The sequence below is a fragment of the Nonomuraea sp. NPDC050547 genome (genome assembly GCF_044457345.1).
GTDB lineage: Bacteria > Actinomycetota > Actinomycetes > Streptosporangiales > Streptosporangiaceae > Nonomuraea.
On record NZ_JBITGW010000007.1, the window covers coordinates 353349 to 370069 of the forward strand.

The 16721-nt window shown below is 66.6% G+C and carries 17 protein-coding genes; 7 read left to right on the top strand and 10 right to left on the bottom strand.

Annotated elements, in window-relative coordinates; translation table 11 throughout:
• Positions 1-441 precede the first annotated feature (441 nt).
• From ACIBHY_RS20220 to ACIBHY_RS20250, 7 genes are all read right to left on the bottom strand, one after another.
• Positions 442-885 carry a hypothetical protein gene (locus ACIBHY_RS20220; protein WP_397307414.1) on the bottom strand — a complete coding sequence of 148 codons (444 nt, stop codon included), beginning with the start codon at positions 883-885 and terminating at the stop codon, positions 442-444.
• Positions 886-1024: 139 nt separating this feature from the next.
• Positions 1025-1939 carry a restriction endonuclease gene (locus ACIBHY_RS20225; RefSeq protein ID WP_397307415.1) on the bottom strand — a complete coding sequence of 305 codons (915 nt, stop codon included), beginning with the start codon at positions 1937-1939 and terminating at the stop codon, positions 1025-1027.
• Positions 1940-2252: 313 nt separating this feature from the next.
• Positions 2253-2564, bottom strand: a complete 312-nt coding sequence (locus tag ACIBHY_RS20230; protein WP_397307416.1) for a hypothetical protein — start codon at positions 2562-2564, stop codon at positions 2253-2255.
• A gap of 84 nt (positions 2565-2648) precedes the next feature.
• On the bottom strand, positions 2649-2885 hold the full coding sequence (locus tag ACIBHY_RS20235) for a hypothetical protein (RefSeq protein WP_397307417.1): 237 nt from the start codon (positions 2883-2885) through the stop codon (positions 2649-2651).
• Positions 2886-3047: 162 nt separating this feature from the next.
• The gene (locus tag ACIBHY_RS20240; protein ID WP_397307418.1) at positions 3048-3488 is read right to left on the bottom strand and encodes a hypothetical protein; all 441 of its coding nucleotides are present in this window, start codon (positions 3486-3488) and stop codon (positions 3048-3050) included.
• Entirely contained in the window at positions 3463-4494 is a 1032-nt protein-coding gene (locus ACIBHY_RS20245; RefSeq protein ID WP_397307419.1) for a hypothetical protein, read from the bottom strand. The genes ACIBHY_RS20240 and ACIBHY_RS20245 overlap by 26 nt, the downstream gene beginning before the upstream one ends.
• A gap of 671 nt (positions 4495-5165) precedes the next feature.
• Entirely contained in the window at positions 5166-6287 is a 1122-nt protein-coding gene (locus ACIBHY_RS20250) for a DUF4062 domain-containing protein (protein ID WP_397307420.1), read from the bottom strand.
• Positions 6288-6378: 91 nt separating this feature from the next.
• On the opposite strand from ACIBHY_RS20250, the gene ACIBHY_RS20255 reads away from it, so the two are divergent.
• Positions 6379-6831, top strand: coding sequence for a hypothetical protein (locus ACIBHY_RS20255; RefSeq protein WP_397247185.1), 453 nt, complete (start codon positions 6379-6381; stop codon positions 6829-6831).
• Here ACIBHY_RS20255 and ACIBHY_RS20260 read toward each other — a convergent pair.
• Positions 6799-7014 (bottom strand): hypothetical protein, encoded by a 216-nt coding sequence (locus tag ACIBHY_RS20260; RefSeq protein ID WP_397247187.1) that lies wholly within the window; start codon positions 7012-7014, stop codon positions 6799-6801. The genes ACIBHY_RS20255 and ACIBHY_RS20260 overlap by 33 nt on opposite strands.
• A gap of 227 nt (positions 7015-7241) precedes the next feature.
• Here ACIBHY_RS20260 and ACIBHY_RS20265 point away from each other — a divergent pair, with 227 nt between their 5' ends.
• The 3 genes from ACIBHY_RS20265 to ACIBHY_RS20275 all read left to right on the top strand — a co-directional run bounded on the left by ACIBHY_RS20265 (position 7242) and on the right by ACIBHY_RS20275 (position 8745).
• Positions 7242-7838, top strand: a complete 597-nt coding sequence (locus tag ACIBHY_RS20265) for an NB-ARC domain-containing protein (RefSeq protein ID WP_397307421.1) — start codon at positions 7242-7244, stop codon at positions 7836-7838.
• 315 nt (positions 7839-8153) lie between these two features.
• Positions 8154-8324 (top strand): tetratricopeptide repeat protein, encoded by a 171-nt coding sequence (locus ACIBHY_RS20270; protein WP_397307422.1) that lies wholly within the window; start codon positions 8154-8156, stop codon positions 8322-8324.
• A gap of 211 nt (positions 8325-8535) precedes the next feature.
• Positions 8536-8745 carry a hypothetical protein gene (locus ACIBHY_RS20275; protein ID WP_397307423.1) on the top strand — a complete coding sequence of 70 codons (210 nt, stop codon included), beginning with the start codon at positions 8536-8538 and terminating at the stop codon, positions 8743-8745.
• 22 nt (positions 8746-8767) lie between these two features.
• Here ACIBHY_RS20275 and ACIBHY_RS20280 read toward each other — a convergent pair whose 3' ends face one another.
• Positions 8768-9163 (bottom strand): hypothetical protein, encoded by a 396-nt coding sequence (locus ACIBHY_RS20280; RefSeq protein ID WP_397247193.1) that lies wholly within the window; start codon positions 9161-9163, stop codon positions 8768-8770.
• Positions 9164-9247: 84 nt separating this feature from the next.
• Complete coding sequence (locus ACIBHY_RS20285) at positions 9248-10537, bottom strand: TIGR04013 family B12-binding domain/radical SAM domain-containing protein (RefSeq protein ID WP_397307424.1); 1290 nt, start codon at positions 10535-10537, stop codon at positions 9248-9250.
• A gap of 55 nt (positions 10538-10592) precedes the next feature.
• Here ACIBHY_RS20285 and ACIBHY_RS20290 point away from each other — a divergent pair, with 55 nt between their 5' ends.
• The 3 genes from ACIBHY_RS20290 to ACIBHY_RS20300 all read left to right on the top strand — a co-directional run bounded on the left by ACIBHY_RS20290 (position 10593) and on the right by ACIBHY_RS20300 (position 16673).
• The gene (locus ACIBHY_RS20290) at positions 10593-11354 is read left to right on the top strand and encodes a MerR family transcriptional regulator (protein ID WP_397247197.1); all 762 of its coding nucleotides are present in this window, start codon (positions 10593-10595) and stop codon (positions 11352-11354) included.
• 416 nt (positions 11355-11770) lie between these two features.
• On the top strand, positions 11771-12151 hold the full coding sequence (locus ACIBHY_RS20295; RefSeq protein ID WP_397247199.1) for a hypothetical protein: 381 nt from the start codon (positions 11771-11773) through the stop codon (positions 12149-12151).
• Between the two features lie 259 nt (positions 12152-12410).
• Positions 12411-16673 carry an AAA family ATPase gene (locus ACIBHY_RS20300; protein ID WP_397307425.1) on the top strand — a complete coding sequence of 1421 codons (4263 nt, stop codon included), beginning with the start codon at positions 12411-12413 and terminating at the stop codon, positions 16671-16673.
• Positions 16674-16721: the final 48 nt, after the last annotated feature.

Here is a 16721-nt window from a genome sequence, read left to right on the forward strand (position 1 = left end):
GAGCTAGTCGGGTCGGTACCGTCACGATCGCTGACTTCGGTTTCCGTCGCAGGTGGCTGGGGCGATCTGCTGCCGCGGGCCTCCGTTCCTCGGGCCTGGCGGCCCTGCGGTACGGGTTCCTTACCATCGAGCAGTGAGGCGGGCCGCCAGCGAGGGTGCTGTGTACAGCAACCGGGTACAGCAACGCTGGCTTACGCGGGCGTATGTCGCCAGGCCGCATCTGCTGTCTGACCAGCGTGACGAGGCCTCTAAATCGTGACCGGCGCCCGTTTGCAAGCAGGAAGTCTAAGCTCGAATCTCCTAGGCTCCACCAGCGGTCTCACCTCCCTACGTGGAGAGCCCGACCGCTCGGAACTCCTGCGGTCTGTAGAGCTTTTCTCGGACCAGCGGCTCCGGCCCTGTCCTCTTCCGGAGATGGGACCGTTTCGGCGCTTCTTGGAGCTATTCGACGATCTCGTTGAGCGCGTCCTCGTACGCTTTGGCGTCGGAAGGAGCCATGTCCTTGTCCACACGCACCACAACGTTGCCCTTGACGTACGTGTACTCAGCCAGCATCGGAGTCTTCCCGAGCGCCTGTATGTACTCCGTGCGAGCTTCGGCGCCGCTGGCGTCCTCGAACACCTCCACACTGCCCGCCCTTTCGGCCTTGACTCTGCTATCGGTGAACTCAGCCTTGCTGAGGTAGCCGTTGGGGCGGCCAAGCAGCTTGTTCGGGTCGGTGTTCTCGTCGTGGACGGTGCCGAGCTTGGCGGGTACGCCGTTGGCGCCGAGGTCGCCGATGATGGCGGCGGTGTCCTTGTTGGTCGTGGCCCCGCCACAGGCGGTGAGGAGGCCGGCCAATGCAAGCGCGGCGGCGGCGTGGGAGTGTCGTCGTGACCAGATCATGAGGTCATGCATACACACTGGATCGGTCCAGCACGGCAGTGTTGATGCGATTGATAGCTGCATCGCCACCCGGGAATGACCGAGAGGCCGCCCTGCCCTACGGACCAGGTAGTCCATGCGGCGATGCCTCCGCAGACTCCTATTCGATGGTGAAGAAGTCTTCGTCCATCTTCTTGATGGTGATGGTCTGGGCTTCTTGGACTCCGCAGTCGTAGGCGACCATGAGTTCTCCTAGGCGGCGGCCGTCGATCAGGATGATCCGGGAGGGAACCTTCTCGGCGAAATCGACGGCACCTGGGGAAAACCGGGTGGTGGCGATAAAGATCCCCCGGGACGCCTGGGCGCCTTGGAGAGCGCCGGCGAAGGCCTGGACATCTGGTCGTTGCACCGTCCGGTCGGCGGCGTAGCGCTTGGCTTGGACGTAGACCACGTCCAAGCCAAGCGGATCCTGGCGGATGAGCCCGTCCATGCCTTCATCGCCCGGTCCGCCGAGGTGGCGCACCTCGCCTTCGGGGCCACCGTAGCCCATCCGGGTCAGCAGCTTGAGGACGCAGTGCTCCAGGAACTGCGGCGGTGCCTGACGAAGTCGCTCGACCAGTTCGTCGGCCAGTGCTGTATGCGCCTCGGTGATGAGCTGAGGGATCAACTCCAGCGGCGGCGCATCCGCCGCGGACAGCTCCGGCTCCTCCGCAGCCTTGTCGGCCTTGCGGCGGCGGGTACGGAACTCCTGGTATTCCGTGAACCGGTTCAGCACCTTCATGTCCACCCGGTTCGGGTGCTCGGCCGAGACCTTCCGGCCTCGGTCGGTGATCCGGGTGACGCCTCGACGTGGCCGCTCCAACAAGCCGGCTTGGGCCATGTGAGTGACGGACCATGCGATCCGGTTGTTGAAGAGCTTCTGTCCGCCCGACGGCAGCATCTCCGTGCGCTCGTCCGCGCTCAGCTCGAAGCGGTCGGCCATGGATGCGATCACCTCAGCGGACTCATGGTCACCGCCGTCGAAGTGCATCTCCAGAACGGGCCGCATCAAAGTCTGGAAGTCGGGGATGGGCACGATACTCCTCCGTTTACCGCCATCGTCAATCAGGGCCGCCATGACGATGGACGGGTTGGGAACCTCCTCAGTCAGGCGGCGTGATCTATCTTCAAGCCTGTGCCATGCCTCTGGACAGCGGTTGCCTCAATCGACATGTGTATTCCGACGGAGGAGAGTCGAGGCGGGAGGTGACAGTAGCGCTGAAAGCAACGTCAGCCACCAGAGGCATCTGGCGACAGCCGTACACGACGCCCCGAGCTCGGCCTCCATTGGGCGAGCAGGGTGATTGCTCCGCCTGGGAAGCGGACGGTCGTGCTGGTCGCGCAGCAGGCTATCTCCGCATGAACGGGACGTTGTAGGCAGGCGGATGGCCGTTCATCAGCTTGGTCAGGTCCTCATCAGTGAAGGCAAGCTCGAAGGCGTTGCCTGCTTGCCGCGGATCCCAGCCGCGACCGAGCGCCGTGTGTATGGTCGCCGTCACAAGCGCCGGCCGTATGGCCATCGTCCGTTCTCCCCACCATGCGTCCGGCCGTGAGCAGGGAAGCGACACCAGAAGGACGCGACCTGACGCGCCGACCAGTTCCACCAGCGGGCCCGCCCCTCGGGAAGCGGCCATATCGACCGGAAAGCTCCTGAGCACCATCCTCCATAACGACACGGAACGAGCGCCACGTGTCTGAGATCGGTCTACCTCACATCGGTGAGGTCGAGCCGGTTACGCTCGGGATCATGCGCAGCCGGGCTGAGGGATGCCGTCAGCAGTGAGGTGTTCGGCGATGGCGTAGAGCCCGAGGCTCTCGCGGTACTCGTGGAAGAGCCGAGCGGCGACGGGGGCGGAGAACTCGTCGAGTTCCAGGCGGTGTATGCGCTCGCCGTCCGCGGCCTGGCCGGGTTGGGGTGCCGGGCCACAGTTGACCAGGCGGTAGCCGTAGGGAGGTCGGCTGCCGAGGAAACGGCCCTCCATCTGAGCTGGTGCCGGCACGGCCGTACGGACACAGATCAAGGCAGATGCGTGGCTTGCTCTTCTTGGCCTGTTGCCGATGGTCTCAGGGGCAGCCTGGCTCGCGGCGACCGCAACGTGTCGTGCTGTGTCTCAGCCTTGCGTCCGATGCCATAAGTTGCCGAACTACTTCTTGGATGCTTCGAGGATCTTTATTCCAGTGTCGTAGCGTGCACTGGCGGAAGGGTCGAGGATAGCCAGAAGCTGTGCAATCACCATAACTGTACATGCAGTGGTAACGGCAGCAGAGAGCCCGGCAGGAAACATGCTTGCCAGGAGGATCGAGGCGAACAAGAGTCCCAATGAGGCAAGGAGAGCGAGTATCCTTAGAAATACCCTGACCACAGGACGAGACCGATGGCCTTCGTTTGGATGTTCGGTAGCCGCGAGAAGCTCCCAATCTCCATCGCATACATTTAGAAGGGCCAATGAGAAGGCTACGTGAGCCTGTTCGATATTGACAACTCCTCCCAGGGCAAGCCGTATCTTCCACCTTCTGAAGGCATGAGAGATGCGTGTCGCAAGTTCAAATAGCTCGCGATCACTCTCCTTGTAGCCAATTTTCAAAGATCGACACCAAGGGGCCTTCGATAAGACGTGCGATAGACTCGGCCTCGCGAACCAGTTCCGTCCTGATTGCACTAACGGCATAAACCGGAGACGGCTGTGTGATATTTGTCACCGCATTCAGGTATTGGCAAATCAGAGCTAGTTTGTGCGTTATTAGTGAAGTCACGCCTTGAGATCGATGAATATACCCAATCTGCTCTAAAGTGGTAAGCCAGATCCCAAATCGAATCGCGAGACTCCCCCACCAAACTATTCCAGTAAATGCTGCTAACCTAGCAGTGGCATCCCCGACATGCATCCAATCGAGCGATTGAGTAATATTCCATCCAGTTGCTCCCTCGAAAATGAGGGCAAGTTCTCCCACAAGGGACTGAATGTCATGCAGCCAATATCTTGCCCATTGTGGGCTCTCCGGTGAAGAGCTGAGGCCCAAAAAGGCCGCAACGGTGAGGCCAAGTATTACAACAATCTTGCGCCCTATCATTCTCACAAACAAGGCGTTTATCAATACGATGCCAATCAAGAGCAAGAGCGATACGACTATGGCACTCGGCTCGCCCGAGAACGCACGCGACATCACAGGAATCGCCAGTAGCAGTGCCAGGAATGCAGGAACCATTACGGCAAGAGTGAAGAGTCGAGTCCGCTCTACAAGGCCACGACTTTGAATCGGAGAATGACGCCACTGCTCGATGAGTACATTACGGATGGAATCCTGCAGTGCCGGCCGGACTCGCTCTATCTCTTCGAGCGAGAGCCTTAGGCCAGCTTCTGTTGCCTCTGTAATACGCCAAGCGCTATCATCGAAATATTCTCTTTGTCCTCTACCGAGGCTTTTGAATTCCTCTACCGCTCCGTACAAAAAGGCATCGACTGCTAAAAATGGTCGTTTGATGAATCTAGCCGTAACCCAAATCGCTACTACAATGCGGAGCGGGACACCCGATATGGGCTTCCCGTTTTCGGATTTCGGGGAGGCCGGAATATTGGCGTTGTCGCCCATAAGCACTACTATGCCAAGACTGAGACTTTTCTGTCGGCAGATCGTAAGATCAACGAATCTGAACACGTCAAAGATGCATTACTGCCGTGTGGATTCCGCTCCCCGGTCCGGTACGGGTCCACTTGCCATCGAGGCAGACTGAGGTCTGGCCTCTGCCGTACAGCACGCAGGTACAGCAACGCACCCGGACACCGGCTCATCACTACGTACCCCTCCACACGCTTGACCAGCGCAGCAGCGTCTCCGCCACCCCGTCGCCGTTGCCTACGGATCAGAAGGTTGGGGTTTCGAGTACCTCCGGCCGCACCACAGCTCAAAGGCCCTCCGGGATCATCCCAGAGGGCCTTTTTCGATCTTGTATGGCTGCGGGGTCTGTCGTCTGGATGTGGCGGAGGATCCACGTCGCCACGTGAGGGTGCACGCCGAGGGCGGCCAGCAGCGAGGCGCAGGTACGCGGATGTGCGGGACGTCTGCCCTGTTGCACCGGACGCCGAAGGCGCGCTTCAGGTTGCGGCTTCGTGGGTGTGCCGTGCCTGGGGGTGAAGACGAGGTCGGACTCCCATCTCTGATGACGGGCAAAGGCCGCCTGCCATGAGGCGCGGCACTTGAGGAGGCCGGAGAAGGAGGTTCTCCAGGCGGAGCGACTTGCTGGATCAGGGAACTACAGATGACTACGTCGGTAGCCGGCCAAACAGTGCTCGGGATAGGACGCTGCCGACTTCGTGAGCTCCACTATCCAAAGCTGCCAGGCTGACGGATTCGTCCGGTTCCGTCTGATACATGCCAACCGAACGGCCAATGCCCAACGGGTGAGCACGGGTTCGCGAGCGATGCGGGTCAAAGGTATCGACGCTGATGCGTCCGTCCGACGGCACGCCCGCGGCCACGACGACACGTCCTTGCTGGATAAGGCCCAACGCTCCTGTAAAGCGCAGCATCTCAGCGAGCTGCTCCGGTAGCGCTTTGGGATCCAGAATTGAGCCCATCTGGTCTTGAGGGAGGGTTGATCGAACTGAGACCTGCCCCGTCTTATGCAACCGAACTTCCCTGATTCTTCCGTTCTGAGGTTTGTCCCCTGCGCGCCGCTGATCGTTATCGGTACTGACGGCCGCATGATCCTGGGATCTGAGAAGATTGAGCGCCTGGCTGGTCTCGATATATTCGGCCCCGCGAACCCGACGCACCAGCGAATCAACGAGTCGGTCCATCTCGCGAACCGAGTATCCAGGGTGATCCATGGGTAGCGCGTGTAGTTCGAGAAGGGGTTCTTGGATGCTCCTGAATGAATTTACTCCGCCGTCATCTGCGATCCAGATCAGAGGAGGCTGCTGAGTCAATCTTCTGAATTCTAGGGGAGATGGTTGTGAATCCAGCTCGTGCAAGCCTTTGACGATCTTGGTCTGAAGCTCCATGCTGCTGGAGAAGGAGTCCCGAAACACACCCGTCCCGTACGCCTCCACGATGCGCATGAATTCGTGCTGATCGGGCTCGAGTCTCACACCGTTCTTACGGAAGACCAGTCGTGGTTTCCCCAGGCGTTGCGCGTGTATCCATTCATCGTGCGTGGCCGACCGTCCAGTTTCCAGGAACACATGGCCATAGTGGGCACCCATAAGAAACAGACAGACATCTGCGGACTCCAGGGCGGCCAGACATGCTTCTCTGCTCGGAGTGGTCTGGGCTGAGAAGTCTTCGAAGCGCACTGGGATATGGCCCAGCGCGGTGATCAAGCCGGGGATGGAGTCGCGTTCTTCCTCCAAGCCCTTCCGTACGCTGCTGATAAAGGCTCTCACGATATGATGTCTCCACTGGTCGAGGTTTCACTTTGTGAACCGTGGCGGTTCGTGCGGCAGATGGTATCCGGATGCAGATGAGGCGGAGTCAATGGCCGAGATCTCGGATGAAGCGATACGCGCCTACTGGAAGGAACATCGGGAACAGTTACGCCAGTGTGAGACCCAGCGCTCGACGCTCAGCAACCTTCTGATGGTAATCACGGCCGCCTTGAGCGCTCTGATCGTTCAGCAGCGCTTCTCGCTGTACGTCCTGCCCTTGTGTGTCTTTATCTCGATGGCCGGCCTGTACGGCGCCGTCGCCGTCTCAAAGTACTACGAGAGAGCTTCCTACCACCTGTCTCAGGCGCGTGCTTTGACCAAAGACCTCGCGGAGCGTGGGGTACTGGGCACGGATGAGAGGTTGGTACAAGCGCGCGCTGATCACTACCGTGCCTTTCCCCGGATGCATCGCATTCGCCTTCATCGGCTGTGGGCGGTCCTGCACTTCGCCATCGGGCTCTATGGGCTGTCACTGTTGCTGATATGTGCGGTTGTGGCGTGACCGGGGCGTGACGTGGCCATCGATGCTCTGGCTGAACCCGGAGATCGGCCCCATCGCATCTTCACCTACGCGCATCAATGTGCGCAGCGCATGGGAAAGTGCTGACTTGTCCAGTTTGTCGAGTTTGACCAGCGACAAGTCACTCGTATCGACTAGGCCTGGCTCAGCCTGCTCATCGCTCATTGAAGCCCTTTTACGATCCGGAACTCTGTCGGCAAGAGGATAACCGTAGTGATACGGCAAATGAGTCCTGGGAGCTGGAAAGGCTCAGCCTCCATTATCGGGTGGACGGTCCCCGCCTCGGAGGCGTGAAGTCAGGTTAACGGCCGGCTGGGCGGATTCCCGAGGTCTGGGGCAGGATCCCGCCGCGTAACGTCACCTTCACCGGTCGGTCCATCCTGCTGGAGCGGTTGCACGCGGGCCTGTCCACCGAGGTGACCGCCGTGGTCCCGCACGCCCTGCACGGACTGGGCGGCGTGGGCAAGACACAACTCGCGGTCGAGTACGCCCACCGGTTCCGGTCCGATTACAACGTGGTCTGGTGGGTTCCGGCAGAGCAGCCCGTCCTGGTCAAGTCGTCGCTAGCAGGCCTGGCGCCGCATCTGGAGCTGCAGGCCGCGAGCAGGAGCGGGGCCGAGGACGCGGCGGACGCGGTGTTCGACGCATTGCGGCGCGGCGAGCCGTACGACCGATGGCTGTTGGTCTTCGACAACGCCGACCAGCCGGAGGAGATCAGCGCCCTCATCCCGCGCGGGCCCGGCCAGGTGATCATCACCTCGCGGAACCACCAATGGCAGGGCATCGTCGACACCGTGGAGTTCCTGTCCAGGCGGGCTTCGCTGTCCGACAGTGACGCGGACCGCTTGGCGGAGCAGCTCGGTGATCTTCCCCTCGCCTTGGAACAGGCGGGTCGAGACCGGCTTCCCGCGGGGAACTGGACGAACGGCTGCAGTCCCAGCACGTCACCGCGTTCGGCGATCAGGCGCCGACGACCCTGCGAATCATGAACAAGCTTGGCTGTCGACTATGGACTGAACGGCGACTACGAGGCTGCCAGGACCTTGCACGAGGTCGTGCTCCGAAACAGCGTCGGAAGCGGATCTGCGAGACCGACATGCTCAACAGCTGGAACGGCCTGGCCAAGGCCGTCCGGCTGACCGGTGACTCGCGCGGCGCGATGGACCTTGGCGAGGACGCCTACGCCTACGGGGTGCAGGAGCTCGGCGCCGAGCACCCGCGGACGCCGCGCCCGGCCCGCGATCTGTCGATCGCCAAGCGCAGGGCGGGCGACTTCGACGGATCGCTTGAGCTCGCCAAAGGACGTGCATGCCCGCTTACGGCGCAGCATGGGCGACCACCACCCGGAGACCGCCACGGTGGCCGGCAACCTGTCCAACGTGCTGCGCGCGATCGGCGACATCGCCGCGGCCTACGCGATCGCCGAGCAGGCGGTCGCGATGTACGAGGCCGTCTACGGCGAGAGCCACCCCTAAGTGTACGGCTGCGCGACCAACCTCGCGATCCTGCAGCGGCTGCGCGGCGACCCCGAGGCGGCCAAGCGCTCGAACGAACGGGCGTTGACCGGCCTCGACCGGTGCCTCGGACGTGACCACCACTATGCCCTGACCCGCGCCATCAACCTGGCCGGCGATCATGCCGCGCTGGGCGAGCACGAAGGGGCCGCGGCCCCTGGGCATGGAGACCATGACCAGGCTGCGGAGGATCCTCACGCGCGAGTACCCGCTGCTGCTCCTCGACACACGCGTCTCCGGCCGGACGGAGGAGGGTGACACGCTGCACGCCGAGACCCAGCGCGGCTATGCCGAGGGCATGGGCGCCGATCACCCGGACGCCCAGCTCGCCTTGGCGCAGGACACGCGAATGGACTGCGACTTCGACCTGCCGCCCATCTGATCCGGTCCGGCCTGAGTCCCTCCTACGGCCTTGGCGAAGTCGCAATGACCGTGGGGTCGTTCCTGCCGCGTTCCGGGCCGGGGCACGTGCTCATCACCTCGCGCGAGCCCGCCTGGGACGAGGTCGCGGTGCCCATCGAGGTGGGTGTGTTCGAGCGGGAAGACAGTGGCCCTTCCGCGGCCTCCCGCCACCGGTAGAACTCGGTGAGCTCGGCCGGACCCTGCTCGTGGCGGCGCTGTCTGCGCCGGAATCCGCTGACGCGCCCCTGGAAGAGACCGCCCCACGGGCGGGGATCATTGCGCCAGGGCGCGTAGTAGCGGGACGGCAGCAGGAGACCGCCGGCCTCCGTGGGCAGCTCGACCTCGAAGTCCGCGCCGGAACGGATCGCGGTGGCGGAGTGCCCGCCGGACCCCCTCACCCGCGCGTGGTAGGTCCGCCAGGCACAGGCACCACGTTGGACGCATCGTTATCGCCGCCGCTCGTCGCGCGTGAAGCACGTTCGTCAGGTACGGCGGCGCGGTGTTCTTCGCGGGTACGACTTGGCCGTCTCCGCCAGGCGGGTGGCGTGCTCGGCCTGCCTGCGCCAGTGGCCGTAGGCGTCGCCGCGCTGGGCCAGGCGGTCGAGCTCGGTCATCGTGGAGACCGGGATGAACGCGGGCTCGGCGTCGCGCCACGGCGTGCCGGGCAGCGGCATGAACGTGTGCGTGTGGATGCGGGCGCCCATCGCGGCCAGGTCCGCGGCCAGCTTCAGGGAGTCGGACTGGTCGGCCGCCGACTCGCCCGGCATGCCGAAGATGAAGTCGACGTTGGGGCGGAAGCCGTACTCCATGGCGATCCGCACGGCGGCGCGCACGGGCTCCACGCCGTGGCCGCGGCCGGAGGCGTCGAGGACGCGGTCGGAGCCCGACTGGGCGCCGATGATGATGTTGTCGTTGGCCACGTACCGCTTCAGCAGGCGCATCGCCTCGGGCGTCACGTGCTCGGGGCGGATCTCGGAGGGGAAGCTGCCGAAGAAGACGCGGCCGTGGGCCGGTAGCTCGGAGCGGACGCCGTCCAGGAGCTCTTCGACGCGGTCCAGATCGGGGTCCGGGCCGGGCGAGCCGTACGAGAGGGAGGTGGGGGTGATGAAGCGCACGTCCTTCAGGCCGTGCGCGGTCATCAGCCGGACGTGCTCGCGCACCGACTCCACGGAGCGGTGGCGGAACTGCGCGCCGAACATGAAGGGCGTCTGGCAGAAGCGGCAGGTGTAGCGGCAGCCGCGGGTGATCTCGACGGGGCCGAAGTTGCGGCGCCGGTCGGGGAAGGACGGGTAGGCGTCCAGCGGGAGCTGCGGGGCCGGGCGGGTGCGCAGCGCCACACCGTCGTGGTCGCGCAGGGCCAGGCCGGGGACCTCGCGCAGCGGAGTGTCCGCGCGCAGCGCCGCCACCAGCGCCACGATCGTGGACTCGCCCTCGCCGATCGCGGCCAGGTCCCAGCCGGCGTCGATGACCTGCTGGGGTTCGGCGGTGGCGTGGACGCCGCCGGCGATGTGCAGGGCGCGCGGGTCGTCGCCGAGCGCGCGTACCTCCGCGAGCTCGGCGGCCATCGCCTCGGCGTCGGGGGAGTAGAACGACCACAGGACCAGCACCCGCTCGCCGCCGCTCGCGGCGACCAGCGCCGCCGTCTCCGCCGCGGTCGCGCCGAAGTGGATCTCGCACTCCGCGCCCGCGCGCTCGAGCGCGGCCAGCAGCGCGTGCACGCCGTAGGTCACCGCCTTGCGGTAACGCACGACCACGCTCACTCGGTACGGCATGCGGGACAGGCTACGCGTTTGACCCTCACGTAGCGTGAGGCCGCAGACTTCTGCCATGAGTTACTCGGTCGGCCAGGTCGCCAGGCTCGCCGGTGTCACCGTGCGCGCGCTCCACCACTACGACGAGATCGGGCTGCTCAGCCCGGGTGAGCGCACGGCGGCAGGGTACCGCGGGTACACCGAGCCCGACCTGGACCGGCTCCAGCAGGTGCTGTTCTACCGCGAGCTCGGGTTCCCCCTGGAGGAGATCGCGGTCATCCTCGACCGGCCGGACGCGAGCGCGATGACGCACCTGCGGCGCCAGCACGAACTGCTCGTACGGCGCATCGACCGGCTCAAGAACTTGACCGCGGCCATCGAGAAGGAGATGGAGGCACGGACGATGGGCATCAACCTGACGCCAGAGGAGCGTTTCGAGGTGTTCGGGGACTTCCGCCCCGAGGACCACGCCGAGGAGGCGGAGCGGCGCTGGGGAGGCGGCACGGCGTACGAGCAGTCCCGCACGCGCATGGCGAACATGACGAAGGCCGACTGGGTGAGGTTCACCGAGGAGGGCGGGGCCGTGGCACAGGCTCTGGCCGAGGCGTACGAGGCGGGCGCGCCCGCCGACGGCCCGCGGGCCATGGACCTGGCCGAGGAACACCGGCAGTACCTGACCCGCTGGTGCTACGACTGCACCTTCGAGATCCACCGCGGGCTCGGCGACATGTACGTGGCCGACCCCCGGTTCGCGGCCAACTACGAGCCGCTGGCCGAGGGGCTGACCCAGTACATCAGGGACGCCATCCACGCCAACGCGGCCCGGCACGGGCACTAGAAGCGGCCGGAGCCCTTGTCCGACCTGTGACAACGGCTGCTCTGGCGCCTGGCGGGTGCCACGGTGTGCCGGCCGAGGTCACCGCTCGGTCGCTTACGGCTGGCGTGGCGGGCATGTTGACCTGGCAAAACGCCGCGCGAGGCGTCAGGCTCCCCCTCCCCGCACCTCCCGACCGACTCGAGACCTGTGTTCAAGGCAACCGGCAGACGATCAGCCGGCTGCTCCACCAACCCCAGGGGCGGGCCAGGAGTCGGCATCTGGACCGACGTGACCCACTACCGTTCCTGGATCACCGACACCATCAGGGCACACAGCGCCTCCTGAGGCGGGCGCAGGCCGAGGAGCGGTGTACGGGTCATCCGGAGGGGGTTCACGGTCGAAGTAGGTGATGTCAACTCCTCGACAGGAAGATGAACATGACCGAGACACTCATGAAGATCCCCGTCTCCACTCCGCTCACCACCGAAGACGCGCAGCGCATCGTGGACCAGATCTGCGCGGACGACGAACTGGCGTGGCAGGTGGCGGCCGAGCTCGACCGTGACCCGCGGCTCCTGCTCGCCAGGCTGTTCAAGCTCAACCCCGCCCAGCAGGGCGGGTTGCTGCGGATCAAGCTGGAGCGCGCCCGGTCCACCTTCGCCGTGGTCGCCCGCGCGCTGCGCGAGGGCGATCCGGTGGTCGTGCGCGTCAACCAGGCCGCCGCGGTCACCTCAGCGTTCAAATGCTCCATCAGCGCCTCGATGGAGATGAGCCTGACCGGCGGTGGAACGGTCCTCGTTGAGGCTTCCATCTCCTAGCGGAGGCCTTTCTCGCTGACCTTCGGCTGAGCAGAACTCGTACCCGGGCGGCTAGCACCGGGTACGAGCACTAGCTGGGCTTCCGCCGGCGTCGACTTCGCGGCCGCGGGTTGGACAGCCCCCACCGGTGGCGGACGTGCGGATGGGACGCTTGCCGCCGGCGTTCTCGGCTGTGACCGCTGGAGCGCGAAGGTGACAGGTTCGTGGCGATTGACGCGATCGACGGGATTCGGTGCGAGCGGGTGGCGACAGTGGCAGTGTGAGCACCGAATCGGGGGCCGATCAGGCGGAGCTGATGCGCGCCGGGGTACGAGCCCGGGTGGCGCGGCTGGTCAGGGCGGCGGGCAGCGGCGCGCGGCGCTGGTCTCCGCCGGCGCTTCTCGCGATGTTGTCGGCGGGCGCGTTCGGGCCGCTGCTGCTCTCGGGCGCGGGCGGCGCGGCGGTGGCTTCGGCCGCCGTCGGTGCGCTGACCGCGGTCGGCGGCAACGTGCTGACCGACGTGATCAAGGCGGCGGTGGCTCGGCTGGAGGAGACCGGCACGTCCGAGGATCTGGAGGACGAGCTGGAACGCCAGATCCAGTTGGTCCTGCGGGCCGATGGAGAGCCTGCCGCGCGACTGCGTGCGGAGATCGCCCGGATCCTGGGGCCCGCCGGCGCGGTGCGGGCGGCTCTGGAGGAGGCGATCGCGAGCGGCGATCGGGAACTGCAGGCCCGGCTGACCGCGGGCCTGGCCGAACTGGGCGAAGAGTTCACCGAGTTCAGGTTCGTGCTGATCGATCTGGGCGCTCAGCTACGAGCCCTCTGCGCCGGCGTGGACCGTAACAGCACCCAGCTCCAGGTCTCGGTGGGGTTGCAGTACCGGCAGGCCATCGACATCCGGCTGCTGATGGAGCAGGTGGCGGCCATCGAAAGGCGTACCCGATCGGTACGCCGGCCGGACCTGGGCGCGGGCCAGGCGGAACGGTGGCGGACGAGCTGCCCCTACCGGGGACTGATGGCCTTCACCGAAGCCGACGCCGAGGTGTTCTACGGGCGTGAGATGGCCACCGCCGAACTGGTCAGCACCCTCGCGCGCCGGTCGGACGGGGCGGGGATCCTGGTGGTGACCGGGCCCTCGGGGGCGGGCAAGTCCTCGTTGCTGCGCGCCGGACTGATGCCGGCGATCGCTCGGGGAGAGTTGTCGGAGCAGGCTCGTGGGTGGATACGTCACCTGCTGGAGCGGCCCACGCGCTCGCCGTTGTCACGCCTGGCCACGTTGATCGCCGGGATGGCCGGGTTGGACGCGCCCGCCGTACGGCAGCATCTGGCGGCTCAGCCCGAGCAGGCGCATCTGCTGGCGCGTCAGGCGGTTGAGTCCGAGGCCCGCCGTCGCGGTCTGCCGGACGCGGCGGTGGCGGCGTGCCGGATGGTCCTGGTCGTCGATCAGTTCGAGGAGGTCTTCGCCCAGAGCGCCGATGAGAAGCGGCAGGCGGAGGCCGCGGCCGAGCGGACGGCCTTCGTCAGCGCGCTGCACGCCCTGGCGAGCGTCCCCTGCGGGCCGGACGACAGCCCGGCAGCGGTGGTGGTGATCGCGGTGCGTGGTGACTTCGTCGACCGCTGCGCCGATGACGCCCATCTGGCCGCGGCGCTGCGGGACGGCCCGTTCGTCCTGGGGCCGATGAGCGAGGGCGATCTGCGGCGTGCGATCACCGGACCGGCCGAGGCCGCCGGCCTGGAGATCGAGCCCGGCCTGATCGACACCATCCTGGCCGAGCTGCGCGCGGCGCGGGGAGGGTACGGCGTCGGGGCGCTGCCCCTGCTGTCGCAGGCCATGCTGACCACGTGGGAGTACCGCGAAGACGACCGGTTGACCAGCCGCGGGTACGGGCGCACCGGAGGCGTCACCCAGGCGGTGGCCACCAGCGCCGAGGCGGCGTACACCGCTCTGGACGCCGCTGGGCAGGTCGCGGCCCGCCAGGTGTTCGACGAACTGACGGTGGTCACCGCCGACGGAGTCCCGGCCCGCCGCGCCGCGTCCCGGTCCGCGCTGCCGGCCGGGGAGTTGCTGGAAACCTTCGCCAGGCGGCGCCTCATCGTGATCGACGGCGAGTCCGTGCAGATCGCCCACGATGTCCTGCTGACCGCTTGGCCTCGGCTACGCGGCTGGCTGGCAGCGGATCTGGCCGCGCATCCCGTCCACCGCCAGCTCGTCGACGACGCCCGCGCATGGGATCGTTCCGGCAGGAAGTCGGCCTACCTCTATCGGGGCGAGCGTCTGGCCGGGGTGCGGTCGTTGATGCCGCGCCGGCAGGCCGACACCGGCTGCCATCCGGCGCTGCCGCGCGTATCGCACGAGTTCCTCGACGCGGCGGCGCGGGCGCAGGCCGGGGCCACCCGCCGCCGCCGGGTCCTGCTCTCCATCCTGACCGTGTCGCTCGTGGTGGCCGTGGTCGCGGCGGTCGCGGCCATACGTGCCCAGCAGGACACCAGCCGCCAGCGTGACGCCGCCGTGTCGCGCAGGCTGGCCGCGCAGAGCGAACTGCTCAGCGCCGATCCCGATCTGTCGGCCCTGCTCGCGGTGGCGGCATGGCGGATCAGCCCCACCGACGAAGCCCGCGCCGGCATGCTCACCGCCCTGCGCGATCCCGGACGCGCCGTGCTCACCGCCCATGGCTCCGGAGTCAACGCGATCGTCTCATCGGTGGCCTTCAGCCCGGACGGGCGCCTCCTGGCCAGCAGCAACGGGTACGCGGTGTGGTTGTGGGAGGTGGCCGCCCGCCGGCCGATCGCCTCTCTCGGCGGTCACACGAACGAGGTGTTCGCGGTGGCCTTCAGCCCCGATGGGCGCCTCCTGGCCAGCGCAACCGGCGACGGCACGGTGGCGCTGTGGGATGTGGCCACCCGCCGACAGGTCGGGACGCCCATGGGCGGCGGCGGCAACAGGGTGAGGGACGTGGCCTTCAGCCCGGACGGGCGCCTGCTCGCGGGCGGCACGGAAGACGGCACGATCCGGTTGTGGGATGTGGCCGCCCGCAAGCCGGCCGGTACCTTGACCGGTCACGGCGACGCCGTGCTCTCGCTGGCCTTCAGCCCGGACGGGCGTACCCTGGTCAGCGGCAGCGAGGACCACACGATGCGGCTGTGGAACGTGGCCGCGCGCAAGCCGATCGATGCCCCCATGCGCGGATACATCGGCTCGGTGGACTCCGTGGCCTTCAGCCCGGACGGGCACAGCGTGGCCGGTAGCGGCGGCGGCAGCGTGCGGTTATGGGACGTGGCCAGCCGCGAACCGACCGGTCCCTTCCTGCCGGGGGCGGACTTTGTGTCCTCGGTGGCCTTCAGCTCGGACGGGCGTACTTTCGCGACCGGCGCGGACGGCACGGTGCAGCTGTGGAACGTGGCCACGCAAAGGCCGGTCGGCGCCCCCTTGACCGGCCATGCCGGTGAGGTGTTCTCGCTTCGTTTCAGCTCCGACGGGCGGAGCCTGGCCGGCGGCGGCGCGGACGGCACGGTGCGCCTGTGGGATGTGACCGCCCGGACGCCGGTACGCACCCGCTTGAGCGGCCACAGCGATGAGGTGTCTTCGCTGGCCTTCAGCCCGGACGGGCGTACCTTGGCCAGCGGCACCGACGGCGTCGTGGTCCGATTGCTGGACACGGCGGCTCGCGAGCCGGTCAGCACCATGCTCGGCGGCCACGACAACCATGTGCGTGCGGTGGCCTTCAGCCCGGACGGACGTCTGCTGGCCAGCGGTGACGACGACTCCGTTCGGTTGTGGGACATGACCACGCGCGAGCCTGTCGGTGTCCCCATGACCGGTCACACCGCTCAGGTGTACTCGGTGGACTTCAGCCCGGACGGGCGTACCGTGGCCAGCGGCCGGAGCGACGGTACGGTGATGTTGTGGGACGTGGCCTCTCGCCGGCCGGTCGGCGCTCCCTTCGGTGGTCCGGGCGACGACACGACGTTCTCGGTGACCTTCAGCCCGGACGGGCGGATCCTGGCCGGGAGCGGCGGCGACGGAGTGGTGCGGCTGTGGGACGTGGCCACCCGCGAGCTGATCGGTCCCCCGTTGACCGGCCACACCGCCGAGGTCGGCTCGGTCGCCTTCAGCCCGGACGGACGCAGCCTCGCCAGCGCAGGTCGCGACGGCACGGTGCGGTTGTGGGACGTGGCCACGCGCAGGCCGATCGGCGCACCGTTGACCGGCCACACCGCCGAGGTGTACTCGGTGGCCTTCAGCCCCGATGGCCGGGTCCTGGCCAGTGGCAGCGGTGACCGGACGGTGCGGTTGTGGGACGTGGCCACACGCGGGCCGATCGGCCCGCCGCTGACCGGGCACACCGCTCACGTGTTCTCCGTCGCTTTCAGTCCGGACGGGCGGCGGCTGGTCGCCGGAAGCGATGGCGCGGTGTGGACGTGGGAGGTGGGCGTCCCGCGTTATCTCGATGACGCGGTGTGCGCCATCCCCGCCCGCACCCTCACGCGGGCCGAATGGGCGCAACACATGTCCGAGGTGGACTTCCGGATAGTTTGCCGATGAACCCCGACCTGAGACCTGGTAGGTCGCCACTCCCGTCGCGGTCTTCGA

Excerpts from the sequence above, each read along its gene's own strand:
- ACIBHY_RS20285 (WP_397307424.1), bottom strand. The coding sequence starts at position 10,537 with ATGCCGTACCGAGTGAGCGTGGTCGTGCGTTACCGCAAGGCGGTGACC.
- ACIBHY_RS20245 (WP_397307419.1), bottom strand. The coding sequence starts at position 4,494 with ATGGGCGACAACGCCAATATTCCGGCCTCCCCGAAATCCGAAAACGGG.
- ACIBHY_RS20290 (WP_397247197.1), top strand. The coding sequence starts at position 10,593 with ATGAGTTACTCGGTCGGCCAGGTCGCCAGGCTCGCCGGTGTCACCGTG.
- ACIBHY_RS20255 (WP_397247185.1), top strand. The coding sequence starts at position 6,379 with ATGGCCGAGATCTCGGATGAAGCGATACGCGCCTACTGGAAGGAACAT.
- ACIBHY_RS20275 (WP_397307423.1), top strand. The coding sequence starts at position 8,536 with ATGACCAGGCTGCGGAGGATCCTCACGCGCGAGTACCCGCTGCTGCTC.
- ACIBHY_RS20235 (WP_397307417.1), bottom strand. The coding sequence starts at position 2,885 with ATGGAGGGCCGTTTCCTCGGCAGCCGACCTCCCTACGGCTACCGCCTG.
- ACIBHY_RS20260 (WP_397247187.1), bottom strand. The coding sequence starts at position 7,014 with ATGAGCGATGAGCAGGCTGAGCCAGGCCTAGTCGATACGAGTGACTTG.
- ACIBHY_RS20220 (WP_397307414.1), bottom strand. The coding sequence starts at position 885 with ATGATCTGGTCACGACGACACTCCCACGCCGCCGCCGCGCTTGCATTG.
- ACIBHY_RS20230 (WP_397307416.1), bottom strand. The coding sequence starts at position 2,564 with ATGGTGCTCAGGAGCTTTCCGGTCGATATGGCCGCTTCCCGAGGGGCG.
- ACIBHY_RS20295 (WP_397247199.1), top strand. The coding sequence starts at position 11,771 with ATGACCGAGACACTCATGAAGATCCCCGTCTCCACTCCGCTCACCACC.